19 protein-coding genes are annotated in these 22349 nt (G+C 40.0%); 15 read left to right on the top strand and 4 right to left on the bottom strand.

Translation table 11 applies throughout. From position 1 onward, the window contains the following. Position 1: 1 nt before the first annotated feature. Positions 2-1291, bottom strand: a complete 1290-nt coding sequence (locus H5187_RS01645; RefSeq protein ID WP_182794019.1) for an anti-phage deoxyguanosine triphosphatase — start codon at positions 1289-1291, stop codon at positions 2-4. A 176-nt stretch (positions 1292-1467) separates the two neighbouring features. Here H5187_RS01645 and H5187_RS01640 point away from each other — a divergent pair, with 176 nt between their 5' ends. From H5187_RS01640 to H5187_RS01615, 6 genes are all read left to right on the top strand, one after another. After that, on the top strand, positions 1468-2274 hold the full coding sequence (locus tag H5187_RS01640; RefSeq protein WP_182760899.1) for a glucosaminidase domain-containing protein: 807 nt from the start codon (positions 1468-1470) through the stop codon (positions 2272-2274). After that, positions 2267-2935 carry a DUF2987 domain-containing protein gene (locus H5187_RS01635; RefSeq protein ID WP_182717414.1) on the top strand — a complete coding sequence of 223 codons (669 nt, stop codon included), beginning with the start codon at positions 2267-2269 and terminating at the stop codon, positions 2933-2935. The genes H5187_RS01640 and H5187_RS01635 overlap by 8 nt, the downstream gene beginning before the upstream one ends. Positions 2936-3140: 205 nt before the next feature. Next, positions 3141-3617, top strand: coding sequence for a GreA/GreB family elongation factor (locus H5187_RS01630; RefSeq protein ID WP_182794020.1), 477 nt, complete (start codon positions 3141-3143; stop codon positions 3615-3617). Positions 3618-3874: 257 nt separating this feature from the next. Continuing rightward, positions 3875-5269 carry a RimK family protein gene (locus H5187_RS01625; protein WP_182767642.1) on the top strand — a complete coding sequence of 465 codons (1395 nt, stop codon included), beginning with the start codon at positions 3875-3877 and terminating at the stop codon, positions 5267-5269. After that, positions 5269-6375: a ribosomal protein S18-alanine N-acetyltransferase gene (rimI, locus tag H5187_RS01620; protein WP_149982527.1), complete on the top strand. Its 1107-nt coding sequence runs from the start codon at positions 5269-5271 to the stop codon at positions 6373-6375. The genes H5187_RS01625 and rimI overlap by 1 nt, the downstream gene beginning before the upstream one ends. A 14-nt stretch (positions 6376-6389) precedes the next feature. Next, positions 6390-6902 carry an MgtC/SapB family protein gene (locus H5187_RS01615; protein ID WP_145233140.1) on the top strand — a complete coding sequence of 171 codons (513 nt, stop codon included), beginning with the start codon at positions 6390-6392 and terminating at the stop codon, positions 6900-6902. A gap of 11 nt (positions 6903-6913) precedes the next feature. Here the strand turns inward: H5187_RS01615 and H5187_RS01610 are convergent, their stop codons facing one another. Beyond that, complete coding sequence (locus H5187_RS01610) at positions 6914-8146, bottom strand: EAL domain-containing protein (RefSeq protein ID WP_182794021.1); 1233 nt, start codon at positions 8144-8146, stop codon at positions 6914-6916. Positions 8147-8504: 358 nt separating this feature from the next. Between H5187_RS01610 and H5187_RS01605 the strand changes: the two genes are divergently transcribed. Continuing rightward, a complete protein-coding gene (locus H5187_RS01605; RefSeq protein ID WP_182797486.1) occupies positions 8505-9323 on the top strand; it encodes an ABC transporter substrate-binding protein in 819 nt (272 codons plus the stop codon). 93 nt (positions 9324-9416) lie between these two features. Here H5187_RS01605 and H5187_RS01600 read toward each other — a convergent pair whose 3' ends face one another. After that, positions 9417-10427 carry a GlxA family transcriptional regulator gene (locus H5187_RS01600; protein WP_182717418.1) on the bottom strand — a complete coding sequence of 337 codons (1011 nt, stop codon included), beginning with the start codon at positions 10425-10427 and terminating at the stop codon, positions 9417-9419. Between the two features lie 126 nt (positions 10428-10553). On the opposite strand from H5187_RS01600, the gene H5187_RS01595 reads away from it, so the two are divergent. The 8 genes from H5187_RS01595 (at position 10554) to H5187_RS01560 (ending at position 21541) form a co-directional block, all read left to right on the top strand. Then, a complete protein-coding gene (locus H5187_RS01595) occupies positions 10554-12461 on the top strand; it encodes a beta-ketoacyl synthase (protein WP_182794022.1) in 1908 nt (635 codons plus the stop codon). 185 nt (positions 12462-12646) lie between these two features. Then, positions 12647-14449, top strand: a complete 1803-nt coding sequence (locus H5187_RS01590; protein WP_182797485.1) for a M14 family metallopeptidase — start codon at positions 12647-12649, stop codon at positions 14447-14449. 3 nt (positions 14450-14452) lie between these two features. After that, positions 14453-15094 (top strand): MBL fold metallo-hydrolase, encoded by a 642-nt coding sequence (locus H5187_RS01585; RefSeq protein ID WP_145233146.1) that lies wholly within the window; start codon positions 14453-14455, stop codon positions 15092-15094. A gap of 89 nt (positions 15095-15183) precedes the next feature. Next, positions 15184-15642, top strand: a complete 459-nt coding sequence (locus H5187_RS01580) for an Lrp/AsnC family transcriptional regulator (protein ID WP_016707271.1) — start codon at positions 15184-15186, stop codon at positions 15640-15642. 123 nt (positions 15643-15765) lie between these two features. Continuing rightward, positions 15766-17322: a SulP family inorganic anion transporter gene (locus H5187_RS01575; RefSeq protein WP_182797484.1), complete on the top strand. Its 1557-nt coding sequence runs from the start codon at positions 15766-15768 to the stop codon at positions 17320-17322. A gap of 268 nt (positions 17323-17590) precedes the next feature. Continuing rightward, positions 17591-19204: an ABC-F family ATPase gene (locus tag H5187_RS01570; RefSeq protein WP_145233148.1), complete on the top strand. Its 1614-nt coding sequence runs from the start codon at positions 17591-17593 to the stop codon at positions 19202-19204. Positions 19205-19426: 222 nt separating this feature from the next. Continuing rightward, on the top strand, positions 19427-20938 hold the full coding sequence (locus tag H5187_RS01565) for a BCCT family transporter (RefSeq protein ID WP_310737458.1): 1512 nt from the start codon (positions 19427-19429) through the stop codon (positions 20936-20938). A gap of 219 nt (positions 20939-21157) precedes the next feature. Beyond that, the gene (locus H5187_RS01560) at positions 21158-21541 is read left to right on the top strand and encodes a hypothetical protein (RefSeq protein WP_182797483.1); all 384 of its coding nucleotides are present in this window, start codon (positions 21158-21160) and stop codon (positions 21539-21541) included. Here H5187_RS01560 and fghA read toward each other — a convergent pair. After that, the gene (gene fghA, locus H5187_RS01555) at positions 21495-22337 is read right to left on the bottom strand and encodes an S-formylglutathione hydrolase (protein WP_182797482.1); all 843 of its coding nucleotides are present in this window, start codon (positions 22335-22337) and stop codon (positions 21495-21497) included. The two genes, H5187_RS01560 and fghA, sit on opposite strands and share 47 nt — an antisense overlap. Between the last annotated feature and the right edge of the window lie 12 nt (positions 22338-22349).

The following is a 22349-nucleotide window of genomic DNA, read 5'->3' as shown; positions in this document are numbered from 1 at the left end:
GCTAGCTATTACTTGAAAAAAGGCGTTGGTGTGTTTTAAACGCATACTCGTCAGTCATGCCACTTAAATAATCACAAATTACTCTGTGTGTATTACCATTTTGTTGTTGTGCTAGGCGAAACACATTTGCTGTGGTTTCAGGTAAAAGTCGTAATGGTTCGCAGGCAAATGCTTCAAATAATTCAATAATTAACTTTTGTCCTTTAAACTCAATTTGCTGCATATGCGAAGCACGAATGAGTCGTTGATAAATAAATGACTTTAAAGTCTCAAGTAAATGCTGATAACAGTGGGGTAGTTCAACGGTGTAATTTAAAATTGGATTTTCAAACTCAAGTTCTGTGTGCACAATGGATGATTGAGTAATAAATAAGTTTACTAATTCCCCAATCACATCTTTACGTTGTGCTTCGCTACCTAAAAATAGCCGCTCGGTTAAGTTACTGTCGCCAAGCCACTCACATTGCACAAGCTCAAGTGCGGGTAAGGCATGATTTTGCCACTCTTTTAGGGTGATTTGCTCTGTTGCAATTGCGTCTTCAAGGTCATGTACGGCATAAGCAATATCGTCGGCAAGTTCCATAATTGCTGCATCAAGGGATTTAAAACTGGTTTTAGATCTAAACTGATCGACGGCCTTAAAATCGCCTAAGCGTTGTTTATCAGCGTCAGATAAAGGCGCTACAATCCAGTCAAAGGTCGCTTTATCATCCTTGTATAAACCTTTTGCTGGACGCCAGTCGTCAGCTTTTATAAATGCACGTTGCGGATCATGATGTGGGATGGTGTGCCATAAGTCATCAATAAAAGCCGGGTATTTTATAAAGCCAAGCAAAGTACGGCGCGTTAAGTTCATACCATGACCATCACTGTATGGTTCGAGTCTTGAAACAATGCGCAGTGTTTGTGCATTGCCTTCAAAACCACCATGTTCACGCATCATGTAGTTAAGGGCAATTTCACCGCCATGGCCATAAGGAGGATGGCCTATATCATGCGCCAAACAAAGCGTCTCAAGCAAACTAGGGTCGGGAAAATGTGTGAAGTCAGGGTGTTGTTTCTCTAAATGACGAAGTAAACCACTGCCAATTTGCGATACCTCTAAAGAATGAGTTAATCGTGTACGATGAAAATCATTTAGGCCAATTCCCATTATCTGAGTTTTAGCTTGCAAACGTCTAAATGCAGCTGCATGGATTATCCGGGAGCGGTCTACTTGCCACGCTGAGCGATTGTCATTAGGGCGAAACTTGTTTTGATTTATTATGCGGCTTTGCCAGTCTAATTCCATTAATGAGTATCCGGTAACTTTTTTAGCGTTTCTATGCGCTTAATTGTAGCTGATTTTTTTAGATTATAAATCCTTCCAATGGGTATATTCGCCTTTATTGAAGGGCTTAGGTATAATGAATGGTCAGATGCGTGTGGATATACCATGCATAAATGTTAGTTTCTTTGAGAGAATACATGCTTAAGTATCTTTTTCGTTTAATCGTTAGCCTATTTTTTATTTGGGCATTGAGTTACCCATTTATAGAAAAATCGGATCCAGTTATTGAGGACGAAACAACCTCAATCAAGCCACCAGTCAAAAAGAAAGAAAAGCCATTACATAATGTTAAACTTCCTGACTTTGATGGTTTTAGTGATGTTAAAGAAAAAAAACATGCTTTTTTTAACTTTATTCGGCCGCATGTTGAGGCTGAAAATAAAAAAATTCTGCAGCAGCGGGCAACGTTGGAGATTGCATTGATGATGATGCAATACGATGAACCATTAAGTCGCACGCAAACCAAGCAAGTTAAAACGATTTTAAATAGCTATAAATTACCAGAAACGATTGATAGTTTGTCTTTGCGTAAGGCATTAAACCGAGTTGATATTATTCCTAAAGAGTTAGCGCTGATGCAAGCGGCCAACGAATCAGCATGGGGAACGTCTCGATTTGCTCGAATAGGTTTAAACTTTTTTGGTCAGTGGTGTTATAGCAAGGGCTGCGGTATGGTGCCTAATCGTCGTAATACCGGTGCAGATCATGAGGTGGCGGCATTTAAATCTGTGCGCGCAGCCGTGACTTCTTATTTTAAGAATATTAATACTCATGCTGCCTATAAACATTTACGTAGTATCCGCGCCGATTTACGTTTACAAGAAAAGCCAATTTCAGCGACTAAACTAAGCTACGGATTAACCTCATACTCTGAGCGTGGTGAGGCGTATATCGAAGAATTAAATCAAATGATCAACCAAAATAGAGCCTACTTTGATGAATAACCCAGTACGTAGTATCAGTCATATTATGGCAGCTGCCGCTGTACTAATAGCAACATTTACTGTGCAAGCAAAAGAGTTTGTGGTCTCCTATGATGGCTTTTATGATCGTTTAAAAGTCGTCAATAAAGGTGATTTTCAATTTGCTCAGGTCAATTTTTATATCACCGACATTGCTAGTAATGATGAATGTTTAATTAAAACCGGGCGCATTATTACTGAGCGAGAGGAGTTTCCACTTAATTACACTGAGCATGCTCAGCTTTTACTTCCTTTTGATAAACAACTTGATACAAATAAAGCTGTGGTGGTTATCGAGCCTCAGAACGAAAATCACGATTGCCAGTTAAAACTGCAAATTGAAGCGCGTGAGTTTAATAATAGTAATTTGAATAAACACCAGTTGTATCAGCTTAATAATGAATTTGATGAATTATTATCGGATCTGTCGGGTTTTTTTGTTAGCAAACTGATGAGCTTTTTATTGCCTGAACAACAAGGTGTAGTGCTGACTTTTGCAGATCCAGTCACTATTGCCGATCCTGCTTTTGATTGCCAAGGGGCAATTTGTCATGTCAGAGTTACTGAGCAGTGGGAAGACGATAAAACAGCATTTGCTGTGTCGGTGCCATTACTAAAAGTAACGCCATGGATAGCTAAGTAGTAAAAAACAGTTCAGCAAGCGTTGTTAACAACAGCGCTTGATTTATGTTATTACTAATCAAGAGTAATCAAGAGTAATTAAAAAATATCCTTCCATATTTACTAATCAATGCCTATGAATAACCATGTTTTTAGGCAATTGAGTTACATGCAGCCCAAAGCACGTTAAAATACAGTCATTATAGATTTAAAATAATTCCTTAGATATGAATAAAACCCATGTGATTGAATGCCTGCGTTTTGCTTTAGAAGGGCAACTTACTACCGCGCAGGCTGCTGCAAAGACAGCCCATGACACCGCCACTCATGAAGAAAATATTGCTGAAAATAAATACGATACATTAGGCCTAGAAGCTGCCTATTTGGCACAAGGGCAAGCACAGCGTGTGAATGACTGCCATTTGAGTATTATCGAGTTTGAAAAGGCATTTAAAATCGCTGTATCAAGTAAAGTTACCATTGGTTCGCTGGTCTGTATCTGCGATGAAGACGAAAATCTAAAATGGTATTTTTTAGGACCACTTTCTGGTGGTTTAAGCATTAAAATAAAAGACACCATAGTGTATGTTCTCACACCACTGTCACCATTAGGTCAATTACTGATGGATAAGCAACAAGGTGATGAGTTTAGTTTTACAATAGCAAATAAATCCACGTTATTAGAAATTGTTTCAATAAGTTAGTGGTGCTGAAAGGAGCTTTAACCAGCTTTATTAGACCTTACTGTGGTTGATTAAATTTACTTATCTTAACGCTAAAAATTACTCGTTGGTAAGGTAGCGAAAAACCCTTTATAAATCACCTGTAGATTAAGCAGTAGCTGAATCTAAAGCACCCATCCTGTTAAGTACACCAGTAGCACAACAATGACTTAGCAGTATGGGTGTTTCTATTTACATTCACTCTTATATTTGTATTTTGACTTATTTTAGGAAAAGTCGTGTTTAAAACCTTGATTGTGGTTGATAACAACGAGCAGGCACTTGCTCATTCATTCGAAAACGTAATTACCTTCAACACTTACTTACGAGATTACCCAAAGCATAATGAGCCAAAAACGCGCATTATTAATCTATGCGACTCAAGCCAATACTTGAGTAAAGGCTATTATTGCTCATTACTTGCTGAGGCACGTAAACATCAGGTATTACCAAGTGTAAAAACGATTAATGCGCTACGTTGTGGCCAAACTTTAATGCTTAATGTTGGTCATCTTGATGATGCCTTATATTTTGGGCACGCAGTAAATGAATTACAAAACAAAGCGGCAAAAATGGTATTTAAACAATACCCAGCGCCTATTTTATTTGTAGATGAAGCTGGGTTGTTACAGCAAGGTTCATTGGCGTCGCTTAATGCTCAGCAGCATCAAGACTTTGTTGCTAAATTAACTGAGTTTACGCAAACACAGTGGCGTATAAGTAGTACGCAAAAACGTTACCGCTGGGATATGGCTATTTTAGTTGATCACAATGAAAAAGTACCACCAAGCGATAAAGATGCAATAGCCCGTTTTATCAAAGCGGCAGCTAAACATGGTATCTATGCTCAAGCGCTAAGCTTTGACGAAATAGATAATATCGCTCAGTTTGATGCGCTATTTATTCGTCAAACAACTGCAATTGACCACCCAACTTATCGTCTGGCAAGTAAGGCGCAGAGCCTAGGATTAGTGGTGATTGATGATGCTGAGTCTATTTTACGCTGTTGTAATAAAGTGTATTTGCATGATGCGTTTAATTATCAAAAAGTACCGAGCTTAAAAACCGTAGTAGTAGCTGATCAAAGTGATGAAACCATCAGTCAGCTTGAAGAGGCATTTACTTATCCACTAGTGCTTAAAATGCCGGAAGGGTCGTTTTCAAAAGGTGTCTACAAAGTAACTGATCGCAATGAGCTGGCAGCAAAATTGGCTGAGCTATTTGAATTTAGCGCTTTAGTTCTAGCCCAAGAATATATGTACACAGAATACGATTGGCGAGTAGGGGTACTAAATGGTCGTGCTATCTATGCATGCCGTTATTTAATGGCTCGCAATCATTGGCAAATTTATAATCATGATGCAAAACGGTTTTTCTCTGGTGGTTTTGAAACACTGCCTACTTTTGAGTTGCCAAAAGCAGTTTTAGATGCGGCATTAAAAGCATGTAAAACTGTAGGCAAAGGGCTCTATGGTGTGGATGTTAAAGAACACCAAGGCCGTGCATATGTGCTTGAAGTAAACGATAACCCAAGTATTGACCATAAAGTAGAAGATGGTTACTTAGGTGATGAACTCTATATGATCATTATGGAAGAATTTAAACAACGCCTCGAAGCACGAGGCCGGAGTTAATGACCGAGCATAGTGTGGCAGTTCGCGCTGCCACAGATAGCGATTTAAAAGCGTTACTTGAGATAGAGCAGCAAAGTTTTAATCAAGATAGATTAAGTGCGCGTAGCTTGAAGCGCTGGATTGCAGCCAAACATGGTATTTTAATGGTTGCAGAGTTAGATCAACAGATACTCGGCTATGGCTTAGTGTGGTGTCATAAAGGCACTCGTTTAGCACGTTTATATTCGCTAGCAGTTGCACCAAATGCACAAGGCAAAGGCATTGCTCAGCAGCTTTTGAAAGCACTAGAAAGAGCAACGGCTGAACGCGGGCGGTTATTTATGCGTCTTGAAGTGGCGGTAAATAATAAAGCTGCAATCGCACTTTATGAAAAGCTTGGCTATCGGGTATTTGGGCAATACAGTGACTATTATGATGATCATAGTGATGCCTTGCGGATGCAAAAAAACATTCGTAAAACTAATGAGCTTGAGTTTTCGCGTGTAACGCCTTGGTATCAACAAACAACCGAATTTACTTGCGGGCCAGCGGCATTATTAATGGCAATGTCATCAATAAAAAAAGCGATTATTTCACAAGTGAATGAGCTTGATATTTGGCGTGAAGCAACCACTATTTTTATGACCTCTGGTCATGGTGGTTGTCATCCATTAGGACTTGCTTTAGCTGCCAATAAACGCGGTTTTACAGCCGATGTGATTATTAATACACGTGATACATTGTTTGTTGATGGCGTAAGAAGTGACAAGAAGAAAGCGATTTTACATACGGTTCATAATCAATTTGTGGTTGAGGCAATTAATCACAAACTAGATGTGAAGTATCAAGACTTAACCCTTGAGCACATAGAGCGCTGGTTAGCAGCCAAAATGGCCGTGGTGCTATTGATCAGTACGTATCGCTTTGATGGTAAAAAGTCACCGCATTGGGTGTGTGTAACGCATTTAGATGAGCATTGTCTATATGTTCATGACCCTTTTTGTGAAAGCGATAAACAGCTGGCGATTGATTGTCAACACGTACCCATCGCTAAGAGTGATTTTTTAAAAATGGCCAGTTTCGGTAGTTCTCGTTTGAGTACGGCACTGGCTATACACATGCAGTAATTTTAGGATTTTGAGTGACTTTTTTTGAATTAGTAGATATCGCCCCCTATTCGTGGTCGGCAATAGGCAGTGCTGCATTTTGTGGCGCTTTGATTGGTATGGAACGCCAGTTACGGGGCAAACCAGTAGGAATAAGAACCTCAGTACTGATTATATTAGGTACTTATTTGTTTTTAGCCACGGCGTTTATGCTCCATGGTGATGTGATTGACCACTCGCGCGTGGTTGGTCAAATTATTACTGGCATCGGCTTTTTAGGTGCTGGAGTTATGCTCGCTAAAGATGGTGCTGTGGTTGGGGTAACATCGGCGGCAACTATCTGGGTTTTGGCATCTATTGGTGTAGTGATTGCAACCGATAATTTATTGGCAGCTATTAAACTATCCATTTTAGTGGTGGGTATTTTATATGGTGTAGATGTCCTTGAAGCTAAGTTTAAAAGCTTAAGTAAAGGTGTACACGCTAAAGTTAAAAGTTATCACAAACGATACTATCGAAAAGAAATTAACGAGTCAGAACGCCACTAAGAGTGGCGTTTTTATGTTGATAAAGTAATGCTTTGATAGCTCAATGCATCTTCAATAGGAGCAGGGCGGCCAATAAAGTAACCTTGCACATTATCAACATTTAATTTTCTTAATGCGTTAAGCTCTGCTTGCGTTTCAATGCCTTCGGCAACAATCGTACAGTCTATTGCTTTAGCAAAGCCACACAGTGCCTTGGCCAGTAAAAACTTACGATTGTCTTTATTTATATTTTGAGTAAGGCTGATATCTAATTTAATAATGTCGGCTTCTAGTTCTAAAATATGTTGAAACGACGAAAAGCCAGCACCTACATCATCAATAGCCAAACGTAGCCCTTTTTTTCGCAGTGGCGCTAATGCAGCTCGCATTACTGTATAGTCTGATATTGGTGAATGTTCAGTTATTTCTAATACCAACCTTGAACAATCGGCTCCTTGCAGAGTATATTCAAGTGCACCCGAAAGTATATGGGATGGTGAACAATTAATGGCGATATAAGTGGTGTCATTAAATTGTGCAATATAGGCGAGGCTGTTTTTTATTGCCAGCATTTCCAGAGATTCCCCTAGGCCCACATCTGTTGCCTCTTTAAACCAGAGATCAGGTGTTTTATAAGGTTTGGTAAAAAAGCGTGACAGTGATTCAAAGCCCGCAATTTTATTACTAAATAGATTAAAAATAGGCTGAAAATAAATACTTATATTGTTGCTTGCAATAACCTCTTCAATTGCTAATTTGGTTTGGCCATGCAATGCAGTGTTATGCAGGTTTTTTTCAATTAATCCAGTTGCAATTTCAGAGATTATGTTTAAAAAAGACAAGTCCCGCTCGTTTAAGCTTTCATCATGATGCGATTTGTAACAACAAAATGTACCATATAATTTACCATTTGAAAGATTGATAGGCACACCAATATAAGCGCCTATGTTTAACTTGTCGGTTACTGGCATTATTTGAGTAATTGGATTTGTTTTTGAATTGGTAATAATAGGGCTAAGCTGTTTCTCACTGATTTTATGGCAATATGTTTCATTAATAGGATCGGAATTGCCCACTTTAACCGTTTTATTCGCTGATGGATTATCGACAACTTTGAAAACGCGCTCATCGTTAATAAACTCTGAAATAAAAGCAACATCCATATTTAAATGTTTGCGCACCAATCCCAGCAAATTTGTCAATTTAGCATCGATTGTTGAATTATCTTTTTGATCCAAAAGCACATCGCTAAAATTTGCCGTCATGGCGCCTCCATGTAATTTTTAGCACTTTTAATGCTATTACTATAATTTATATAGATATAAACGTCTAATTAGCGTTTGATTTTATTTGCTGCTTAGTTCGGTTTTCTCTATCTATGATCGAGGGACTAGCTCGTTTAAAGATTTACAGTCCAGCGCGATTAAATCGGTCGTTAATGGCCTAGAAAGTCCGGCACTTAGATAGTCCTTGTCGTACGCTTATCGTAATAATAAGAGTAAGCCTTATGCTTTTGTTATTTTAGCGTTTGAGTAGGTATAATATTTGGGGATGGTAAGATTTGTAAAAAATATGAATCTGACTACGCTAATAACCAGTGATTATTTATTTAGGTGTTGTTTAATGGAATTGAGTTGGCAAATAATACAGTGGAATGGGCCGAAAAGAATTGCATTACTGCTGTTTGCTTTCTTTTTTACAATACCGGTAGTGGCCAAACCAAGCTATCGTGTTGTGATATTAGTCGATGATAGTTATCCCCCATATTCTTACCTTAAAGACGGTGAGTTAGTGGGCTTATATGTTGATGTAGTTCGTCAAGCTGCCGATTTGATCAGTGAAAAATATATTATAGAGTTGCAACCAGTACCTTGGAAGCGCGGTGTTGACGCACTTAGACGAGGAGAGGACTTTGCCTTACTACCTCCTTATAAAAATGTGCAAGGGCGCAGTTTTATTTGGCCTTACTCAGAGCCGCTGCATGAAGAAGTAATACAAGCTTTTTGTAATCCAAACTCAAGCTTACTCAAGATTGAAAACACAGAATATCCATTAAAGCCGATTAATGTTGGTATCAATGCAGGGTATCTCTTATTCGATCAAGCATTGAACACTGCCCTGGAGCAAAACAAAATAAAAATATGGGAAAACAAAGATACATTATCAAATATTTTGAAGCTGGCTAAAAATAGAATCGACTGTTATATCAATGACAAGTGGGCCATCTTATCAGGTATTAAAGCACTTAAGCAAAGCCATCCATTTGTTGATTTGAGTCAACTTCAGCAAGACAGAATTATTTTCAAGCGAACTGCTCACATTGGTTATTTGAAAGCGCCATCAGAAAAATTTCCATTTAAGGATGACTTTATTAAAGAAATGGACGCAGCATTGAAGTTAGTATTTGAAAGGCGTACTCAAATCGACAGCGATGGTAAATGATGCGCGTTAAACGTCGATACTCATGTTTAACCCGCACTGTATATTTTGCTATCTAAAAGGTTTAACTGTTTAAAAATAACCCCCCGCAACTTATTAACCAAATAACTTTCTTCTAACCACTTTTCGATACTCGCTAGGCGTTTGCGAGAGCACTTTCTTAAACACGCGGGTTAAATGACCTTGATCATTGTAACCCACCTCTAAAGCAACCTCCTGAATTGATAAGTTAGATGATGCAAGTAGCTCTTTGGCTGTTTGTACGCGTAATTGCTGCCAATATTCAATGGGGCTTTGGTTGGTCGCAATGCGAAAACGGCGGGTAAAAGAGCGGTAACTCAAACTAAATAGTTGAGCGACCTCTGTTAAACTTTGTTCTGTGGTTAAGTTGTTTTTTAACCAAAATTGAATTTGCGCGATGAGTTCATCTGGATGCCGATCAACGGCGCCTTCAAGGTAGCGCTGATCTTCGTAAGGTTTCCTAATTTCGTGAGAAAAGTTGCGCTCAACATGCTGAGCGGCGGCCTGTCCGTAGTATTGGCTAATAATATGCACGATCACATCTGCTAAGGCATTTAGACTTGCCACACTGTATAAGCGCTCAGATTGAGTGATAAAAAAATCAGGCTTGAGCAGTACTTGTGGGTAGTCGCGTTTAAATTGTTCTGCATAATGCCAATGAGTGGTAGCGGGGTGACCATTTAATAACTTAGCTTCAGCGACTAAGCAATTGCCAGTACCCACGCCAATGATTGAGCTACCCGTTTGCCAGCTGCTGGCAAGCCACTGAACTAACCCAGAGTTTGCTCTGACAACAGGGCGAGGATTGCGCCAAATACCGGGCACAATAATCAAGTCACTGTAAGGTGCTGTGCCGTAAGTGTGATCCGGTAATATTGCTAAGCCGCTGCGATTTTTGATAGGTTCGCTGTCCTCAGCGATTAAATTAATCGTTAATGGCCGAAAAATTTTGCTGTTTAGATGCCCCTTGGCGTACGCCTCACCGGCTCTGAGCATTTCAATTGGCAAGGTGACACTGGTGATCAATAAGTGCTGGTATACCAAAATACTTATTTGCAAAGGGCTAAGTACCAAGTTGTTGTCCATTTAATTGCTCCGACCAGTTTGATTTGGCCTCATAGGCTCATTATTTGGCTATTTAAGCACAATGTTGATAATTAAATCCATCTAAACTGCAAGCTTCTCCTATAACACGTTTTCTCAAGGTAAATTATGACAGCATTACCCGTTATTATCGGCATGGGTGGAATTAACGCCGCAGGCCGTACTTCTTTTCATCAAGGTTATCGTCGTATCGTGTTAAATAACTTAGATACTCAAGCCCGGCAAGAAACATTTTTAGGCCTCGCCACGTTAATGAATTTAGTGAGTCTTGTGAATGGGCAACTGCAAGATTTAAAAGGCAATACTGTTGAGCAAAGCGACATAGAAGCACGCTTTGGTGAGCAAATTATTGCCGGTACGTTAATTCGCAAAATTGAAAAAGAGCATTTTGATGTCGATGCAACACCATGGCAGCAAAAAATGACGTTAACCGCGTCAGATGAAAGCGCCATTGTGTTTGAAACACGTCGTCGAGATTTACCTTCGCCGGTCCCTACAAGTTGGCAAGTAGAAGAGCTTGAAAATAAAAAAGTAAAAGTAACCATTGCGGCTCAGTTTGATATTAAACATGATTCTACTCGCGATAATCCGATTAAATCGGCTGGGCAACTACCAACAGGGTTTGATCCATCTATTATGTACAACAGTCGCTACCAGCCACGTGGTTTACAAGCCACTATTTTTGCTGCTACTGACGCGATTAAATCAACCGGACTTGATTGGCAACACATTATGAATAGTGTTGAGCCTGATAAAATTGGCACTTATTCAGCGTCGGTTATTGGTCAAATGGATGACAAGGGCTTAGGTGGTTTAGTAAAAGCGCGCCAGCAAGGTGATCGCGTCAGCACCAAGCAGTTAGCGCTTGGCTTAAATACAATGTCGACCGATTTTATTAATGCCTATGTGACGGGCAATGTAGGCACTACGTTTTCAACTTCAGGCGCGTGTGCAACATTTTTATATAACTTGCGCGCTGCAGTAAACGATATACAAGCAGGGCGTACACGTGTTGCTATTGTGGCAAGTGTTGAATGCGCAATTACCCCTGAAGTTGTTGAAGGCTTTGGTAATATGAGTGCGCTGGCGAATATTGAAGGTTTACGACGCTTGGATAACTTAAGCAATGATGATGAGCCTGATTATCGTAAAAGTAGCCGCCCATTTGGCGAAAATTGTGGCTTTACTTTAGGTGAAGGCGCACAAGTAGCGATTCTAATGGATGATGCGTTAGCACTGGAGTTGGGGGCAGACATTCTAGGCAGCGTGCCGGATGTATTTGTAAATGCTGATGGCGTTAAAAAATCAATTACATCACCGGGACCGGGTAATTATATAACCATGGCGAAGTCGGCGGCATTAGCCACGAGCTTATTAGGTAAAGAAGCATTACAACAACGTAGCTTTATTTTAGCGCATGGTTCAAGCACACCGCAAAACCGCGTAACAGAGTCATTAATTTATCATAAGGTGGCACAAACGTTTGCCATTGATAATTGGAAAGTAGCAGCACCAAAAGCGTATGTAGGGCACACAATTGCGCCAGCTAGTGGCGACCAATTAGCGATGGCGCTGGGTGTCTTTGCACATAATATTATGCCGGGTATTACCACCATAGATAAAGTGGCCAAGGATGTGCATAACCAGTATTTAGATATTCGTACTGAGCATTATCAATGCGAAGACATGGATATTGCTTTTATTAATTCAAAAGGCTTTGGCGGAAATAATGCCACCGCCACTGTTTTGTCACCCATGGTGACCATGAAAATGTTAGCAAAACGCCATGGTAGTGCGGTGATGGATGCATATGCATTGAGCAATCAAACCGTTACAGCTGCTCAGACTAATTATCAGCAACAAGCTGACTTAGGACAATATGAGCTAATCTATCGCTTTGGTGATGGCATGATTGATGAAGATGAAATTGTCATTTCTGATACCGACATGCATATTCCCGGTTTTGATAAAGCCATTGCATTTAGTAAAACGAATCCTTATCAAGATATGTTTTAAGCACATTATTCTTGAGTGGCAAGGCGCTTTTATAGCGCCTTTTTTAATGCGTGAAAATTAGCCCTATAAAATTTTTAAATTGTCATTGGCTGCATTTTTTTGTTGAATCACCGCAGTTTACGCGATCTGTCATTTATCCTTGTTATAATTTCAAGCTATTAAAGAGGCCAACGTTTGAGAGTCCTATGATCGCCAGTTTATTATTGTTAAGTGCCAGTGTTACATTAGATAGCCATTTACCGCCATTGTTGCCATGGCAAGGTCAAAGTTTGGCACTGATACAACAAAAAGGCCCATTAACCACTGATTTCGAACTAAGCGAAGGGCTAAAGTCACCAAATTATCAGCAAACTATGGCCTTTGTAGATCGTCTTGTTGCAGCAAACCCTACCCAATTCCAAGTGCAAACTATTGCACATAGTGCCAGTGGCCGTGCGATCAACATGATGGTAGCAAGCGAAGATGGTGCATTTACACCTTCGCAGTTAATGCAAAACGCCAAGCCGACTATTTTTATTCAAGCGGGAATTCATGCCGGCGAAATTGACGGTAAAGATGCGATGTTTATGTTGCTACGCGATATTGCAACCGGTAAACGTCGAGATATTTTAAGCCAAGTGAACATCTTATTTATTCCTATTTTAAATGTTGATGGCCATGAGCGTAGTAGTCAGTTTAATCGCATAAACCAGCGTGGGCCAGTTGAAATGGGCTTTAGAACCAATGCTAATAATTTAAATTTAAATCGTGATTTCACCAAACTAGATACGCCGGAAGTACGTGGTGTATTAAAGGTGATCAAGCAGTTTAACCCAGATTTATATATCGATGTGCATGTGACTGACGGTGCAGATTATCAATACGATGTAACTTACGGGTACAACCCCGTATTTGCCAGTGAATCGCCAAGTGTGTCAGATGCGCTCAATAATTATTTTAAACCTATCATCGACACAAAATTACAAGAGCAAGGCCATATACCTGGGCCGCTGGTATTTGTAATGGATAAGCGCGAGTTTAAAAAAGGCTTAGCGGGCTGGGTTGCCACGCCTCGTTATTCGAATGGTTGGGGGGATTTAAGATCGTTACCCACAATTCTTGTCGAAAATCATTCATTAAAACCGTATAAACAACGTGTACTTGGCACCTATGTATTTTTAGATGGGGCTATTTCAGCATTGGCGCAACATCATCATCAATTAACCGAAGCGGTTGAAAAAGAACGAGCTTTTGTGCCAAGCCAGCTTATTGTTGAACGCAGTTATGCAAAAGAGCCAAACACTATCGCATTTGCAGGGATCAAATATTCGCGCAGTAAAAGCGCCTTGAGTGGCCAGATGGAAGTAAAGTATTTAGGCGAAAAACAGCACTATGATGCGTTGCCTATTTACTGGCAGAAGGACGCAAAAACCGTGATCACCGTACCAAGTACATTTTATATTCCACCTGCGTATCCAGACATTGTCGAAAAACTCAAATTACATGGTATTACAGTAGAAAACGTGAGCAGTGATGAGCTGGTAACTAATTTAAAAGTCGCGGTAGTAACAAAGCATGAATTTGATAAAGCGCCGTTTGAAGGACGCTTTCGAGTAAACGCAGATTTTGATTTTGTTGATGTACCAGAAAAGTCTTTGACCGGTTGGTATAAAGTTGAAACTGCTCAACCTTTCGGTGAGTTAGTTGCCCATCTTTTACACCCCAAAGCACCGGATTCATTTTTTGCGTGGGGTGAGTTTAATACGATTTTTCAACGTACTGAGTACATGGAAAACTATGCATTAGCGCCGTATGCTCGCCATATGCTCAAAGATAAACCGGCACTTGCACTTGAGTTTGATAAAAAAATTCGTGAGGATGCCGCTTTTGCTAAAGATGCACAAGCACGATTAAACTGGCTCTATGAGCATACGCCATTTTATGATCAAGCTTATTTAAAGTATCCTGTGCTGATGACATTTGACACTAAACCGCAAATAAAGAATTAACATATGGAAATAATTACCGTACCGGTGACCGCTTTTGCACAAAATTGCCGAGTGGTTATTTGTAAACAAACACGCCACGCAGCGGTTATCGACCCGGGTGGCGACGCTGATAAAATCATTACTGAGCTTGCCAAGCATCAGTTAAGCTTGCAGTGTATTTTACTCACCCATGGTCATCTTGATCATGTCGGTGCGGCAAAAGTACTTGCTGAGCATTTTTCTGTTGATATTGTCGGGCCACAAAAAGACGAATTGTTTTGGTTTGATGCATTACCTATGCAAGCGCAAATGTTTGGCTTTGCACCAATTGCGCCTTTTCATCCTCAGCATTGGTTAAGTCATGGTGATACGTTTACATTGGGTCAATTGCGATTTGACATTCGTCATTGTCCGGGCCACACGCCTGGGCATATTGTATTTTATGAAGCAACACATCAGTTAGTGATAGTGGGTGATGTTATTTTTAAAGGCTCAGTAGGGCGTACAGATTTCCCTAAAGGGGATGCCCAGCAGTTACTTGACTCGATTAAAAATCAAATTTTGACACTGCCTGATGAAACGCGAATTCTATCTGGGCATGGACCTGACACTAAAGTGCTGACTGAGCGCATATCGAATCCATTTATAAGTGGTAAATTTGGTTAGTTGCGCATAATAAATGCATAAAAGTACAAGACTCAACCTATAAACCAATGTATAATTTAACCAATTTAGTAAAATAAATAAGAAATAAAATGTCTCTAAATCATGTTGACCGCCAAATTTTGGCACTGTTACAGCAAGATGCAAGTCTTTCGACCGCTGATATTGCTGATAAAGTCGGTTTATCTCAATCACCTTGTTGGCGTCGTATTGCTAAGCTTGAGCAAGATGGTTACATCAAAGGCAAAGTTGCCTTATTGGATGAGAAAAAGCTCGGCTTTGATATGCTAGTGTACGCTCATGTTCGTTTATCAAATCATGGCCGTACAAATTTAGCTGAGTTTGAACGACTTATCCTAAGTTATGATGAAGTAACAGAATGTTACAGTATGGCTGGCACTATGGACTTTATGTTGCGGATCATTTCTAAAGGCATTGAAGGCTATGAACAGTTTGTTCGTGATAATTTATTGAATCTTGAATTTGTTCAAGAAGTTCACTCAAACGTCACTATGACTTGTGTCAAACGCAGTACATCGCTGCCACTTTAATCGTATCTAATCATGCTAGCGCTATAAAGGCGTTAGCTTGTTCCTCTTACTGCAATTGTTAACTTTAGCTTAATTTGTTAGAATTCAGCGCTTTTTTGATCCCACACCCCGAAGAGGAATTCAATGTTTAACTTATTAAGCAAGGCGCCGAGCTCTGCTAAAAACGATATCTTATCAGGTATAACGGTTGCCCTAGCACTCGTTCCTGAAGCTGTTGCATTTGCGTTTGTTGCAAATGTAGAGCCTTTAGTTGGTTTATATGCAGCATTTATTGTTGGCTTGATCACCGCTATTTTTGGCGGCCGCCCAGGTATGATCTCCGGTGCAACCGGTGCACTTGCCGTTGTTATGGTAAGTTTAGTGCTAGATCATGGGGTTGAGTATCTCTTCGCGACTGTATTGCTGATGGGGATACTGCAAATACTAGCAGGGGTGTTTAAGCTCGGTAAGTTTATTCGTATGGTTCCGCATCCGGTGATGCTTGGGTTTGTAAATGGTTTAGCGATTGTCATCTTCTTAGCGCAACTAGGTCAATTTAAGGTGTCCGATGGTCAAGGTGGCATGCAGTGGATGACAGGCACGCCGATGATGATCATGCTAGGATTAGTCGCTTTAACGATGGCTATTATTCACTTTTTGCCAAAGTTGACTACAGCTGTGCCATCAACATTAGTCGCTATTGTTACTGTAACCGCCATTGTTATCGGATTTGATTTAGAAGCGCGTACAGTACTTGATTTCTTAAAAGATATGACCGGTGACAGTGCGGCAACTATTGCTGGTGGTTTACCACAATTTCACATTCCAATGGTGCCATTTACCTTTGAAACACTGAAAATTATTTTACCTTATGCACTTATTTTAGCGGCAATTGGTTTAATTGAATCACTATTAACCCTTAGCCTGATTGATGAAATCACAGAAACCCGTGGTCACAGCAATAAAGAATGCATTGGTCAAGGCGCTGCAAACGTTACCTGTGGTTTCTTTGGTGCGATGGGAGGCTGCGCGATGATTGGTCAATCAATGATCAACATTAACTCAGGTGGTCGTTCGCGTCTATCTGGTATCACAGCAGCATTAATGCTCCTAGCATTCATTATTTTTGCCGCCAGTTTGATTGAAATGGTGCCGCTGGCAGCATTGGTTGGCGTGATGTTTATGGTGGTATTAGGCACCTTTGAATGGGCGAGTTTCAAAATGATGAAACGCGTCCCAAAATCAGATGCTTTTGTCATTGTATTAGTATCGGGTGTAACGGTGATAACTGACTTAGCAATTGCAGTATGTGTGGGTGTGATTGTGTCAGCCTTAGTATTTGCATGGCAACATGCTAAACATATTTTTACTACAAACTACATTGATGAAGAAGGTTCTAAAGTCTACGAACTACACGGCCCATTATTTTTTGGCTCAGTGAAAAAGTTCGCGGAGTTGTTTGATGTTAAAAATGACCCTAAAGATGTTATCATCGAATTTAAATACAGCCGAGTGGCAGATCACAGTGCCATTGAAGCAATTGATACTTTAGCTGATAAATACACCAAGGCAGGTAAGCAGTTGCATTTACGCCACTTGAGCCCAGACTGTACACAGTTATTACATAAAGCGCGCGACTTAGTCGAAGTTAATGTAATAGAAGATCCAACTTATAAAGTTGCTTCAGACAAGCTTGCTTAAACGAGATGTTTGATAAAAAAGCGAAGGCACTGCCTTCGCTTTTTTGTTGCTATCGAACAAATCATTGGCTGAAACCGCAGATGACATTAAAATTTATTTAAGTCACATAAAAACCAGTGCTCGGTGAGTCAATTATTGAGACTAAGCTCGACTAGTGCAGCTAGTGCCTGTATAATTCGCGGCCTCTTTATACCGTCTTATTGCCTGTATTAACTTTTCCTTATTCAGCGAACAGTGTACTTGTCAGTATTTGCTTAGGAAATTCATTTTGATCTCTACCGCTAATATCACCATGCAGTTTGGTGCCGAACCCTTGTTCGAAAATATCTCCGCTAAATTTAGTAACGGTAATCGTTATGGCTTAATTGGCGCCAATGGATGCGGTAAGTCAACCTTCATGAAAATCCTCAATGGCTCATTAGTGCCAACATCAGGTAACGTATCAATTGGCCCAGGACTGAAAGTCGGTAACTTAAGCCAAGATCAGTTTGCATTTGAGCAATACTCAGTGGTTGATACTGTGATCATGGGTGACGTTGCATTATGGAAAATAAAGCAAGAACGTGAACGTATTTATTCACTGCCAGAAATGAGTGAAGAAGATGGTATGAAAGTCGCTGAGCTTGAAAGCGTTTTTGCTGAAATGGATGGTTACAGTGCAGAAAGCCGCGCGGGTGATATTTTATTAAAAGCGGGTATTGAAGAAGAATTTCATTTTGGTCTAATGTCACAAGTAGCCCCTGGCTGGAAGCTGCGCGTCTTACTTGCGCAAGCCTTGTTTGCTAACCCTGATATTTTATTACTGGATGAGCCAACCAATAACTTGGATATTCATACCATTAGCTGGTTAGAGCACGAACTTAACCAGCGTAAATGTACCATGATCATTATTTCTCATGACCGCTATTTTCTTAATGCGGTATGTACTCATATGGCTGATATTGACTACGGTGAGCTGCGTATTTACCCAGGTAACTACGAAAAATACATTGAAGCATCAACACTTATTCGTGATCAATTACTTGCTGGTAATGCTAAAAAGCAATCTGAAATTGAAGAGTTACAAGATTTCGTTAACCGCTTTGGTGCTAATGCGTCAAAAGCAAAACAAGCGAGTTCACGTGCTAAACGCATGGATAAAATCAGCTTAGATGAAGTGAAGTCGTCAAGCCGAATGGCGCCGTCATTGTATTTTGATGAAGGTAAAAAGATGCACCGCCAAGCATTGATCTTAGAAGACTTTGGCCATGGTTTTGACGGTGAAGTATTGTTTGAAGGCGGCGAGCTGATTTTAGAAGCAGGTTCAAAACTTGCGATTATTGGTGAAAACGGTGTTGGTAAATCAACCTTTATTCGCTGTTTAGTGGGTGAACTTGAAGCTAATCACGGTGTTGTAAAATGGTCAGAAAATGCATCGATTGGCTATTGTCCGCAAGATAGTAGTAAAGACTTTGATAACGATTTAACCTTGTTTGATTGGATGTCACAGTGGCGTACAGCCAAGCATAACGATTTAATGGTGCGTGGCATGTTAGGTCGGTTATTGTTTACTGCGGATGATGCGAATAAAAAAGCTAAAAACTGCTCAGGTGGTGAGAAAAATCGCCTATTGTTTGGCAAATTAATGATGCAAGACGTAAATGTTTTGGTGATGGACGAACCGACAAACCACATGGATATGGAAGCCATTGAAGCGCTTAATAATGCATTAAAAGGCTTTGAAGGTACGCTGATTTTTGTCAGCCATGACCGTGAGTTTGTTTCATCATTGGCAACTCGTATTATTGATATTCGTGACAAAGAAGTGGTTAATTTCCACGGCACCTTTAACGAATTTATGGCAAGCCAACAAGAGCAAGCGAAGCTTTTGGCTGCAAAGTAAAGTTTATTGATCTCAGTTTTATTAAATGCATGATCATGCAAGCGAGTTCAAGAGCTCTGTAAATCAATATAATTGCTATTAAGTATCAGAAAACCGGCTGCGGCCGGTTTTTTTGTGTCTAAATTATGTAAAATTAAAAAGTTGCTTTGGTGTAGCTTTAAAGCGTCGTAACGTTAGCGCTGATAAAACCGATTTAATTAGTATAATTTTTAAGGTATCTATGTGGTAATTAAAGCTCGTATTCCTAAATTAGTGTCGAATCTTGAAAAACTAGCGCTCACCTTGTGTGTGCTATTTGTTAGCGGGGCTCTATTATTTCCTGATATGCTCACCGCGCATATTCAACCACTGATCATTAATGCATTATCAGTGTTGGGTGGACCATTTTTTCTGTTAGTTAATTTTTTATTGATAAGCGTTATTGTGCTGGCTATTAGCCCACTCGGACAACGTAAAATAGGTGGAGAGCATACATCTGTCGAGTTTTCAACTTTTGGTTGGTTGTCAATGTTATTTGCTGCAGGAATGGGATCGGGTTTAATTTTTTGGGGCGTAGCAGAGCCTGCCATGCACGTATTGCAACCGCCATTAAAGCAAAGTCTTTACCCTGATAGACAAGGTGCTGCATTGGCTATTACGTTAGTAAACTGGGGCGCTCATGCATGGGCACTCTACGCAGTATTTGGCTTAGTCTTATGTGGTTTGAGCCATAACAGTGGCAAAGCGGGAGATATAAGTGCTCCGGTGTTGAGTGTAACAACTTCATTTTTAAGTCGCGCAGGGCAGCTAAAGTGTAAATACGTGATCCAGTTAGTGGCCATTTTAGCTATTTTTTTTGGTGTAGTTGGCACGATTGCAAATTCAACATTATTACTACGAAAAGGGATTGAGCTTGAGCTTGGCATTAACTCGCCTTGGTTAGTTGGTTTGATTATTATTATGTTATTAGCGCTGTTGTTTAGCTTATCTGCGCGCTTAGGATTAAAAAAGGGTATTCAAACACTCAGTCAATTTAATGTTTTTTTAGCATTTGGAGTACTTATTTGGCTCATCATGATGGTACCACTACAACCGATTATAGATGTGGCGATCAGTGGCGTTAAATTTTATAGCCACTTATTAGTGACAGGGACATGGCAATTATCAAGTCAACTAAATGATCCTGCTTGGGCTAATAGTTGGACGTATAATTATTATTTTTGGTGGCTAGCGTGGGGACCTTTTGTTGGGGTTTTTTTAGCTAAAATAAGTCAAGGTCGGCCAGTTTGGCAATACATTGTTGGCGTAGTAATTGTGCCAACTTTCGTCACTTTAATTTGGTTTAGTGTTTTTTCGGGATCTGCTATTGCTTGGGATAGCGGCCATAGTAGTGGCATTATGGCCGCTATTAAAACTGATTATACACAAGGCTTATTTGTATTTTTTAAGCAGTTAGGTTGGCAAGGAGGTGTGCTTATTTGGTCGAGCTTATTATTATTACTGATCTTTGTTGCTACTTCGGCAGATTCTGCAATTTTAGTGATCCGTAATTTAGCGGGGACAAAAAGCAGTCATCGATTTAGTTTGTATGTGTGGTCTTTTACTTTAGCTCTAAGTAGCTGGGTATTGTTATTACAAAATAATGAATTACTTAACCGAAGTATTGCAATTATTGGTGCAGTGCCATTTTTGTTTATTTTTATTTTGCAGCTGATAGGATTTGTAAAAGAGTTTATGAAGGAGTTACAAGTGTAGTTAAACCTATTACTGTTGCTATGCTCGAGCTAGTTTATAGTTTAATTACTTTATTGTCATTCACTTACAGTTTTTTACAGTGTTTTATACTCGTTCGTTTATAGTGAGTATTACAGATACAACCACTAAGCAATACTAATGCTATTAAAAACTGGCTCATTCGAGGTAGTTGAATAATAACTTACGCATTTAAGCAATGGGATATAAAGGATTAAATTTATGTTCAAGCACTTTATTACTGTTTTACTTGTCAGCCAATTACTAAGCGCATGCACTGTAGCGGGTGTATTAGTTGATGGAGTTATTTATTCAAAAGCGGATACAAATTATGATGCTGATTTAGCGCAGGCCCCCGCACATGTATCGCCTCAAGATAATACTTACTTTAGTCATGAACAGACTTTGTCATTTGCGGACTTAGGCATCGAAGTAGATCGTTTTTTAGTGGGGTTAGTGCAAGAAAGCTCAGAGCCTACTCTGGTATGCAAAAGAATAACTAAATCAATACAACAATGTGAGGAAGTAACGACTGACAACCTCACAGTAGAGAATACAATTAACGCTGAAGATACAGTTGATGAAATGATAAGTGTTCGTCGATAAAGCTGCTGATAAAAAAGTAGCTATGATCGTAGCCTGCGTGCATATTCAACGTTAGCGGGTAATTAACTTGCTTTGCCACTGCAGTTAGGTTGCCTGGTTTTAGTTGCTCGACTAAAAAATTATCGGCATCACCTTGGTCAATACGCATTGGTAAAAATTCGTTACTGTGTGCCTTTTTCATTAGTTCACAGCTATCGTAATTGGCCCATTGTGATTGATCATCTCCTAAGTACTGACTAAACGCTTTTTGCCCCCAAGGACAGTCAATAGGGTTAGTGATTGGGCTAAAAGCAGAAACACTGGTGTAACTTTTTGGATTGCGCAATGCAATCATCAACGCACCGTGCCCCCCCATAGAATGCCCGCTAATCGCTTTTTTATCAGTCACGGGAAAGTGCTGTTCAATTAGCGAAGGCAATTCATTTACCACATAATCATACATATTATAGTGCGTGTTATAGGGGGCTTGGGTGGCGTTTAAATAAAACCCTGCGCCTTGGCCAAAATCATAACTGTCTTGGTCTGGCACAGTGTCGCCACGAGGACTGGTATCAGGTGCAACGATAGCAATACCAAGCGCTGCCGCTTTTTTAAATGCACCTGCTTTTTGCATAAAATTTTCATCCGTACAGGTTAAGCCTGATAACCAATACAGTACCGGTACTTTATTAGTTTGGCTGGCACCGGGTGGCAAGAAAATAGCAAACCGCATTGGGCAATGGGTGCTTGTAGATGTATGGCTGTATTGCTTGTGCCAGCCACCGCTAACTTTTGTGGCGCTTAAATTGTCTAACATAGATTCCTCGCT

This window comes from Pseudoalteromonas sp. SG44-1, assembly GCF_014164315.1.
Lineage (GTDB): Bacteria > Pseudomonadota > Gammaproteobacteria > Enterobacterales > Alteromonadaceae > Pseudoalteromonas > Pseudoalteromonas rhizosphaerae.
The sequence above is the reverse complement of the archived record's forward strand: the minus strand, read 5'-3'. Positions and strand labels throughout refer to the sequence as shown.